The organism is Variovorax guangxiensis, assembly GCF_003952165.1.
Taxonomy (GTDB): Bacteria; Pseudomonadota; Gammaproteobacteria; order Burkholderiales; family Burkholderiaceae_C; genus Variovorax; species Variovorax guangxiensis.
In genome coordinates this window covers 1-8,073 of the sequence record NZ_RXFT01000029.1, presented here as the reverse complement: position 1 = coordinate 8,073, position 8,073 = coordinate 1, and the positions used below count along the sequence as shown (strand labels likewise).

General features: G+C 63.9%; 12 protein-coding genes. 10 read left to right on the top strand and 2 right to left on the bottom strand.

Translation table 11 applies throughout. The features are described 5' to 3' along the window. From EJP67_RS33390 to EJP67_RS33365, 6 genes are all read left to right on the top strand, one after another. On the top strand, positions 1–503 hold a 503-nt coding region (locus EJP67_RS33390), incomplete at its 5' end, for a hypothetical protein (protein ID WP_206169598.1). Next, on the top strand, positions 500–748 hold the full coding sequence (locus EJP67_RS33385; protein ID WP_126026006.1) for a hypothetical protein: 249 nt from the start codon (positions 500–502) through the stop codon (positions 746–748). The genes EJP67_RS33390 and EJP67_RS33385, both read left to right, overlap by 4 nt. A gap of 27 nt (positions 749–775) precedes the next feature. Then, positions 776–967 carry a hypothetical protein gene (locus EJP67_RS33380; RefSeq protein ID WP_126026005.1) on the top strand — a complete coding sequence of 64 codons (192 nt, stop codon included), beginning with the start codon at positions 776–778 and terminating at the stop codon, positions 965–967. Beyond that, on the top strand, positions 964–1,410 hold the full coding sequence (locus tag EJP67_RS33375) for a hypothetical protein (protein ID WP_126026004.1): 447 nt from the start codon (positions 964–966) through the stop codon (positions 1,408–1,410). Before EJP67_RS33380 ends, EJP67_RS33375 begins: the two co-directional genes overlap by 4 nt. Further along, positions 1,407–1,613 carry a hypothetical protein gene (locus EJP67_RS33370; protein WP_126026003.1) on the top strand — a complete coding sequence of 69 codons (207 nt, stop codon included), beginning with the start codon at positions 1,407–1,409 and terminating at the stop codon, positions 1,611–1,613. Before EJP67_RS33375 ends, EJP67_RS33370 begins: the two co-directional genes overlap by 4 nt. 8 nt (positions 1,614–1,621) lie before the next feature. Continuing rightward, on the top strand, positions 1,622–2,695 hold the full coding sequence (locus tag EJP67_RS33365; protein WP_126026002.1) for a deazapurine DNA modification protein DpdA family protein: 1,074 nt from the start codon (positions 1,622–1,624) through the stop codon (positions 2,693–2,695). Between the two features lie 43 nt (positions 2,696–2,738). Here EJP67_RS33365 and EJP67_RS33360 read toward each other — a convergent pair whose 3' ends face one another. After that, positions 2,739–3,026: a hypothetical protein gene (locus tag EJP67_RS33360; RefSeq protein WP_126026001.1), complete on the bottom strand. Its 288-nt coding sequence runs from the start codon at positions 3,024–3,026 to the stop codon at positions 2,739–2,741. 461 nt (positions 3,027–3,487) lie between these two features. Beyond that, positions 3,488–3,670, bottom strand: coding sequence for a hypothetical protein (locus EJP67_RS33355; RefSeq protein ID WP_126026000.1), 183 nt, complete (start codon positions 3,668–3,670; stop codon positions 3,488–3,490). Between the two features lie 1,112 nt (positions 3,671–4,782). Between EJP67_RS33355 and EJP67_RS33350 the strand changes: the two genes are divergently transcribed. Genes EJP67_RS33350 through EJP67_RS33335 form a run of 4 tightly spaced genes read left to right on the top strand, consistent with a single transcriptional unit; the run spans position 4,783 to position 7,954 of the window. Next, positions 4,783–4,980, top strand: coding sequence for a hypothetical protein (locus EJP67_RS33350; RefSeq protein WP_126025999.1), 198 nt, complete (start codon positions 4,783–4,785; stop codon positions 4,978–4,980). A gap of 24 nt (positions 4,981–5,004) precedes the next feature. Next, a complete protein-coding gene (locus EJP67_RS33345) occupies positions 5,005–5,940 on the top strand; it encodes a hypothetical protein (RefSeq protein WP_126025998.1) in 936 nt (311 codons plus the stop codon). Next, positions 5,937–6,869: a DNA cytosine methyltransferase gene (locus EJP67_RS33340; protein ID WP_126025997.1), complete on the top strand. Its 933-nt coding sequence runs from the start codon at positions 5,937–5,939 to the stop codon at positions 6,867–6,869. The genes EJP67_RS33345 and EJP67_RS33340 overlap by 4 nt, the downstream gene beginning before the upstream one ends. Further along, positions 6,866–7,954 carry a hypothetical protein gene (locus EJP67_RS33335; protein WP_206169597.1) on the top strand — a complete coding sequence of 363 codons (1,089 nt, stop codon included), beginning with the start codon at positions 6,866–6,868 and terminating at the stop codon, positions 7,952–7,954. The genes EJP67_RS33340 and EJP67_RS33335 overlap by 4 nt, the downstream gene beginning before the upstream one ends. Positions 7,955–8,073: the final 119 nt, after the last annotated feature.

Sequence of the window (8,073 nt, the reverse complement as noted above, 5' to 3'; positions counted from 1 at the left end):
GCATCGAGAAGACCATGGGAACAGGGTTCGGTTTCGTTTGGGGCGGGCGGGTGTATGACAACGCTCAGATCGTTTCCGCGCTGCGGTGTGCAGAGACGCTTTTCAGGGCGTACGCGCGGGCCAGCGAAAGCCTCGGGCTGGGTTCGCGAAGCGTAGCCTGGGAAGACATCGACTATGCGTTCGATCACAGCACGGACGCCCTTTCCGATGGCTTTCGCGAGCGCATCGACGCGGAGTGCGTGGCCCAGCATCACGGCGTGGAAATGAACGGCACGGGCATCGTGGTCCAGACCGTCGATACCGGCGACGACATCGAAGTGACGAGTGCGAACATCGGCGAAGAGCACTTGCAATTGCTGCTGAAGTCGAGCGGCACGCTCTACGTGAAGAACCAAGATGACGTAGACCTGATCCTGTATTTCGACATGGATGGCGAAACGCTCGTGGTCGAGCTCGACAGCAGGGACATCATCGGCACCGGTGCAGAAGGCGGTGCAGCATGAGCACGCAGCAAACGCCGGTGCCACTGGTCCCGACCGGCATGACCGTCGTAACGAAGGAAGCGTTTCTAGCGGCACTTTTTGCCGACAAGCGGGACATCATGCCGACCACCGAGGCGCGCGAACACACGCCGTGGCGCATCGTGGCGACGCGAGCAATGTGGGGTTGGTCCTCCACCGGGTACGCCAGCAAGTTCGGCGCTCCAGAGGTCTTCGCCATCGCCAACACGACCGGGAGCGCTGCATGAGCCTCATCGCACGCCAAGAAGATCGCCATGGGCCACGGGTCCGGCGGCTGGTGGGGCGGCACCCGGTCGAAGTTCAAGAACCGGCACATCAGCGAGCTGATCGCTGCGGGCTACAGCCGGCGCGAGGCTGCGGAAAGCGCCCAGCAATGTGACGACATGGCTGCTCTGAACGCGGACTACGAGGCGCATGCCAAGAACACCGGGAGCGAAGCATCATGAGCTACGCCCACCTTCCCCTCATCAGGAAGACCGTGACAGCCATGGTGAACCAGGTGGGCGAGCTGCGCCGTACTGTCGCCATCGACAACATGCCCGAAGAGCTTCAGCAGGTGCGCCAGTTGCTGCGCGTGCTCGACGCCCGCCTCGACGAGGTGGAAAAGCGCGCCGCGACGTGGGTAGAGCCGCCAGCAACACCGGCTGTCGTGCTCGCCGACTTCGAGCTGGTCAAGCGGGTATGGGTCACGCACGTGCATAACGCGAACCGAGCCTACGACTCGATCCGCATCACGCTCGCTGGCATGCACTACGAATGCGAATTCGTGGCTGAGCGGGATGTACGTCTCGCCAAGCACCTGGCCGACAGCCACGGCGCTGAATTCATCGTCGACCCGCGCGTGGCTGATCGCGTGGCGACAGCCATCGTCAACGGGAACAAAACATGACTGCACAAGCCCGTACCGTCCTGCGCGATCCGCGCTTTTCTCTGCGCCGCGAGTTCACCGGTCAGCCGACAGCCATGTGGGTGATTCGCTTCTGTGGGGCGTGGATCGGTCTTCAATTCCAAACGCGTGCGACGGCGCGCGCTGCGCGCCGTGCCGCAATCGTTGCCCGCAACGAGGCGCCGGGTTCACCGGTGAAAGAATGATGGCCGCAGTGCAAGTCCGCGTCGGCGTGCCCCTGACTGGCGGGCAGCTCGTGGCCGCCGCGCGCGAGCGCGGCTACCCGGTGCTTTTCTCGGCCAACGCCTTCGCCCGCACCTATCCGCGTGGCCACGAGCGCGAAGGCTATTTCAAGACGTTCCGCCTCCCCGATCCCATCCAGTTCGCTGGCCTCGATGCGGCGCTCGACTCGGCCGGCTTCGTCGCCGCCGTCCGGTACGGCGACTATCGCTGGACGGTCGATGACTACCTCGACCTGGTGCAGGCGCATCCTTGGGCGTTTTGGGCCGCCATGGACTACTGTGTGGAACCGCAAATCGCGGGCGACCGCCCGTTACGCCTGCTTCGCATGGCTGCGACCGCAAACATGCTCGGCCGCTGCCGCGCAGAGGCCCGGAATCGGGGCGTGAAGGCCCCGATGCCGGTAATCCAGGGCTGGACCCCCGCCGAGTACATCACCTGCGCCCAATGGCTTCCCCTCACCGACTGGCCCGAGCTGGTCGGCGTCGGCTCCGTCTGCCGGCGTGAGGTGCATGGGCCGGATGGCATCCTTGCCATCCTGGCCGCGCTCGACGCCTACCTGCCGGCGCACTGCAAAGTGCACCTTTTCGGCGTCAAGAGCACCGCCCTCGCGCAGCTCGCCCATCACCCTCGCGTTGCTTCGGTCGATTCGATGGCGTGGGACGTTCAGGCTCGTGCCGAACGTCGCACGGGCCGTGACATGCAGTTTCGGATCGGGCACATGGAGCTGTGGGCCGACAAGCAGCAGAAGATCGCCAATCGGCCGGCGCACGGCGCCGGCGTGCAGACCCTGCTTTTCGACCCTGTGGACTTCGGCGGCCTCACCGATGTCGAATCGAAGGTGCTGGAGGCGCTGGCGTTGCAGTTCGCCGAACTGGTGCTGAGCGGCGACATCGAATACCTCGATGCCGTCGGCTACGCGCTGGTCGATGGCGTGCGGGCGATCGCCATCGTTCGCCGCCTCGGCCTCCGCGACGACGGCCTGGCCGAACTCGAAGAAATCATCTTCGGCCTGGCCGACGCGGTGCGAGACATTTGCGGCCTCTAAGCTGGCCAGCATCGCCACACATGGCGATGCAGATCACGCGCGCCTACGCGCAGAGCCAATCCACCCAGGTTCGGTGTGTGACTTCCGACGCTGCCGCCATCGTCAGTTCGGCTGTGTGGAAGCCGCCGAGGCTCACGCTCACGGCATATGTCGCAGCGATCGCGGCGATCGAGTACGTCGGAAAAACGGCCTCATCACGGCTTTTGGCACCCTCGCAGGTCAGCCGGCAAGGACCGTTGTAGTCTTCAGGCACCAGGGCAAAGGCCTCGCCTCCGATGGCGTCGGGATCGGCGCCGGCAATCTGCCGGCGAGATGGAGTTGTCGCGCTCATGCTTCGCCTTCAATTTGGAGGGGGGGGCCGATTCCGCGCGCGCTGCGCCCGGAATTCGGCCACTGGAACGCCCATGCGGCGCGCTTCGCGCACTTCCTTGCGCCGGGCCAGCTCCAGCTCGCGGGCCATGTGGCACTTCTCGCTGCAACACGGCCACCATGACTGCGCCGGCTCGATGCCCTCCGGCATCTTGCCTTTGCAGGTCCAGCAGCTCGCCGGCGTCGCCCTTGCGGCTGAGGCGATGGCCAGGGCTTCTGCTTCACGCCGGACCTGCCGCGCCGCCAAGCGCTTCGAGTCAACTCCGGGATACCAACGACCAGCCATGCGTTGTCATTCCATTCTGGTTTCGCGCGCGCCACACCGCTCGCAGGTGAACTCCACCAGGTCAACGTCGCTGCGCTTGTCCCGGCCCGTTTCCCTCCATCGGTGCGCGAACAGCTTGCACAGGATTTCTCGGATAGTCATGCTTTGCCATCCGCCTTCTTCAGTTTCAGGTACGTTATCGCGCCTGCAATGGCCAAGATGAACAATGCACCGCCCCAGGCCTGCATCTTCATCGCCACTAAGGCGCCGCTCAGCAGCACCGCCAGCCGGTAGACCGGGTACCGCCGCATGATGCGACGGAAGACATCCGTGGCCTTCACGCCCGCGCCCTGGTCACGCTACTTGACCGCATCGATGTACGTTGTGCCGACCACACCTTCGGCGCCTCGGCAGCGGCCCTCTGCCACTTTGACACGCGCCGAATTGCTCCCTCGAACACCACCAGCATTCGCCTCGAAGGCTACTAGCTGCACCCGCTCCCCCTTCAAGGGCTGGCAAGAAGCTGGAACCCACGCTTTGATGCCTGACACTGTCTCGCCGAGCACATATAGCGCCCCTGGTTCGCGCAGTTGCAGCTTCGCTGCTGAGCTAAGTCGGAACTGATCGCCCATTCCATGAGCGATGTTCTCTGGGTCGGTTACGGGCAACTGTGCCCATGCAACCGACGAAAGGGCCGTGGCCGCAAGAGCCAACCCGAATACCCGTGCACTGTGCATTTTCATTTCTACAAGCTCCCATTGATGGTGTGATGCGAATCGTCTTAGGGCGCGCCTCGTGCGCCATTCAGACCCCCAATCATCGCTGGAAATGGCGATGCTGTCAAAGAAGATTGTTCGCCAAAATGGCGATTTTGGCTTGGCGTGCCCCTCGATGATCGCGCGCTAACCACGCGGGATCGGCCCCCCCCTCCCTGCACTCCAGACCCCGCATCGCCTCAGACGGCGATGCACAGCCCAAGGGCCCCATCGCCAGATGCGGCGATGCGGTACCGCAGACACCCAACCAGGCGCGCGGGGCGCGCAAGCAGGCGAAGCCGTCTTCCGCGAAGCCGGTGGCCCAGGTGTTGACGGCCCGCAGCGCGGGCCGCTGCCCTGCACCCGCAGGGCAGTACACAGCGCCGCACCCGCGGCGGAAGTCGCCACCCCTGACGGGCTGGCCGGCGTTGCCCGTGCTTCGGATGTCGTGTGAAACACAGCTCGCCTCGGTCGTGGTCGCCCGTGGTTGATCTGCTGTCCGGCCCGTCTTTGTTCGACGCATAGCCCTGCCCGTCAGGGCGCCGGGTATCGCTTCGCTCGCGTACTCGCCCGGTCCCTCCGCTGCGCTGCGGGCATGCGGCCTCTGTGCGCGCCCCTCTGCCCTGCCCGCCAGGTCTCTTTATGCGTCAGACGGCTCCGAACAGCAGATTTTCTCAACCACCAACGAGGGCACCACCATGACCAATACGAGCGCACACGACATCCGAAGCACCGGCAACGCCTCCCAAGCGCAGTTCCTCGCACCCCAGACTCACCAAACAGCAGCAAGGGAAACGCGGGTCGTCGTGATGAACGGGAGCCGGATCGGAATGGCGTTCGATGGTCACCAGTGGTGGAACGTGTCGGTTGCCCCCGCATCGGCGCAGAGCGTCTGAATCGAGCAACTACGGGAGCATCACATGAGCGATCAATTCGGATTCGACTTCGCCGACATGGCGCAACCTGCTTACGCCGAGCTGCCTTTGGGTGGCTGGCTGGACCCGGAGTACACCACCGACGAATTCAATGCAATCTTCGAGCGCGCAGCACTGGTGTTGCCTGCGCTGTCGGGTGCATTGGCTGTTCTGTTCGGTGGCGCGCTCGAAGTCGCCAAGGACGAACACGCCAAGATGCTGGAGGCGTGCGAGCGCACGGGAGCCTATCACCTGTGGCGCGTAGACGTGCCTGCCGAGGCCTCGCTGATCGAAGCTTTCCAAGCTGCGTGCATCGCCCGCGAGTGCCCGGTGCCGGGCGCCGAATTCAAGGCGCTGACCGAGAAGCGGATGACTGTCCATGCCATGTATGTGCCCAACTTAGGCTCTGTGGTGGTCCACCAGTGGGCAGCCGACAACATCGGAATCGACTACTACCCGTGGCGCGACTCCTTTTTCTTGCCCAGTTATCGCGATGGCCGTCGGGTCGTGAAAGTCCCCGAGTCGGTCTTCGCGGGCACCTACTGTGCCGACAAGATCGCTGAATCGAATGAGGGCGTCGCGAGCGTGCCGGTATTCATGCACGAGGGCCGCGAGTACATCAACGACGGTGGCATGAGCTACGGCACCTATAGCGAATGCGGCGGCTGGGCGTTCTGCTCGATGGCCGATTGGAACGGTCCGACCTACAGCTACCGGACCCAAGTCAAAGCGTGGGACGAAGGCCGCACCGAGCGTGGTGATCGTCGGGGGTTGGTGGTTCGCGTTCGCGGACACCTCGCCGTGCTGACCGGCGAAACGATCTTCTATGACGACAACGCCACTGGCTTCCACTGCGCATCGCGCGATGAGGAGGAAGGCGCCGTGCCGGAGGAAGAGGAATGGGCCGAGGACGAAATCCCGGAAGAAGGGATTGAAGCATGAACGCACTGTCTACCTTTGACGCCATCGACCTTTTCGCCGGTGTCGGCGGCTCCAGCGAAGGCGCCCGGTTGGCTGGTGTCCGGGTGAAGTGGGCCGCGAACCACTCGCCTGTCGCGGTGCACTTTCATTCGGTCAACCATCCCGACATCGAGCACTCGTGCCAAGACGTGAATCAGCAGGACTGGGGCCTTGTGCCTTCGCACGACCTTCAGATCGCGTCCCCATCCTGCACCGGCCACACCCCGGCACGCGGCAAAGATCGGCCCCATCACGACATGACGCGCAACACTGCATGGGCCGTCGTGCAGTGCGCCGAGTACCACCGGCCAGCGTTTTGCGTTACCGAGAATGTGCCAAGCTTTTTGAAGTGGGTGTTGTTCCCCGCGTGGGAGAACGCCATGCAGAGACTCGGCTATTCGGTTGCCCGCTACATCCTCGACGCAGCCGATCACGGCGTGCCTCAGGACCGTAAGCGTGTATTTCTGGTTTGCAGCCGGTCCAAGTCGCCGATTCAGCTTCGTTTGCCAAAACGCGAACATCAGCCGGTGGCCAACGTGATCGATTGGGACTACCCGGACTGGAGTCCCATCATCACGCCGAAACGCAAGCCGGCCACCATTCGCCGGATTGCTGCGGGTCGTGCGGCTTTCGGTGATCGCTTCGTCACGCCTTACTACTCCAAGGGCAGCGGCCTGACCGGCAGAAGCATCCACCGCCCCATCGGTTCCTTGACCACCGTTGACCGTTGGGCAGTCATCGACGGGGACCGCATGCGGATGCTGCAAATCCACGAGGCCAAGGCCGTCATGGGCATGCGTGAGGACTATGCCCTCCCGAAGGTGAAGAGGTCCGCGATGCACCTTCTGGGCAATGGCGTTTGCCCCCCTGTCATGGCCGACCTGCTGACCGCGCTGCGGCAGGCCGCATGACGCCCGCCGTCGCGACTTCGCGCCCTGCTGTGCTTTCCGAAACACAGCGGCAGGCGCTGCGCGCGGCCCTCGGTGGGCACATCCTCGCGGTTTGCTTCGGCTCGGGCGTGGACTCCACCGCATTGCTTGTCGCGCTGCATGAGGCAGGCCTTCGGCCTGCGGTCATCACATTCAGCGATACGGGCGGCGAGAAGCCGCCTACCTTGGCCCACATCGACAAGATGAACGCCGTTCTTTCAACATGGGGATGGCCACTCATCGACGTGTGCAGGAAGGTGCCGAAGGCCTCGACCGGATACACCGACCTCTACGGCAACTGCATCAAAAATGAAACGCTTCCTTCGCTCGCGTTCGGAATGAAGTCGTGCAGCATTAAGTGGAAGCAGATCCCCCAAGACCAGTTTCTCAAGGGCGCGAAATCAGGGCCGGGTGCGCGGCCCCCACACCCTGTATGGCTTGCCGCGCAGGCCTCGGGCGAGCGGATCACGAAGTTGATCGGATACGACTGCGGTAAAGCAGACCTTCGACGCTCGCGCGCCGTCAAGATGGCTGACGCGGATTTCGACTACGCATATCCGCTCCAGCTCGTGCGCTGGACTCGGCGCGATTGCGTCCGAGCCATCGCCCTCGCTCTCGGCGCAGACATGGTGCCGATCAAGTCGGCGTGCTTCTATTGTCCGGCGAGCAAGCACTGGGAGCTCTACTGGCTGGCTGCTGAATACCCGGAGCTTTTCGAGCGCGCGCTGTTCATGGAGCGCAACGCGCTCACCGGACGACACAGCCGCTTCGACGAACTGCACTTCGGCGCGAGCTGGGAGGAACTGGTCCGCAACGCGGACAGCTTCCCTAGCTCCAACACGACCGTCGGGCTCGGTCGCAGTTTCTCGTGGAATCAATGGGCCTTGGTCAATGGCGTCGTCGACGACAACTTCGTTGTTCGTCGCTCCGAGAGAGAACGGCTCCTTGCCATGTCGGACTCGCTACGCGGTCCTGACAACGCGCTCGATGCGCGCGTCATCTCGATCGCGCTAGACGACACGCCTACTTCCGACGCCGGCGAACAATTCGAGCTCGCCCTGGACTGAAGGGCCGCCCGGATCTGGCATCGCCGGAATCGGCGATGAAGTACCTCCGCTCGAGCACCGCCAGAAATGGCGGTGCAAGTCCATTCCCGGTCGACCATCGCCGCACCTGGCGATGCGGC

Excerpts from the sequence above, each read along its gene's own strand:
- EJP67_RS33380 (WP_126026005.1), top strand. The coding sequence starts at position 776 with ATGGGCCACGGGTCCGGCGGCTGGTGGGGCGGCACCCGGTCGAAGTTC.
- EJP67_RS33335 (WP_206169597.1), top strand. The coding sequence starts at position 6,866 with ATGACGCCCGCCGTCGCGACTTCGCGCCCTGCTGTGCTTTCCGAAACA.
- EJP67_RS33350 (WP_126025999.1), top strand. The coding sequence starts at position 4,783 with ATGACCAATACGAGCGCACACGACATCCGAAGCACCGGCAACGCCTCC.
- EJP67_RS33345 (WP_126025998.1), top strand. The coding sequence starts at position 5,005 with ATGAGCGATCAATTCGGATTCGACTTCGCCGACATGGCGCAACCTGCT.
- EJP67_RS33385 (WP_126026006.1), top strand. The coding sequence starts at position 500 with ATGAGCACGCAGCAAACGCCGGTGCCACTGGTCCCGACCGGCATGACC.
- EJP67_RS33375 (WP_126026004.1), top strand. The coding sequence starts at position 964 with ATGAGCTACGCCCACCTTCCCCTCATCAGGAAGACCGTGACAGCCATG.
- EJP67_RS33370 (WP_126026003.1), top strand. The coding sequence starts at position 1,407 with ATGACTGCACAAGCCCGTACCGTCCTGCGCGATCCGCGCTTTTCTCTG.
- EJP67_RS33340 (WP_126025997.1), top strand. The coding sequence starts at position 5,937 with ATGAACGCACTGTCTACCTTTGACGCCATCGACCTTTTCGCCGGTGTC.
- EJP67_RS33360 (WP_126026001.1), bottom strand. The coding sequence starts at position 3,026 with ATGAGCGCGACAACTCCATCTCGCCGGCAGATTGCCGGCGCCGATCCC.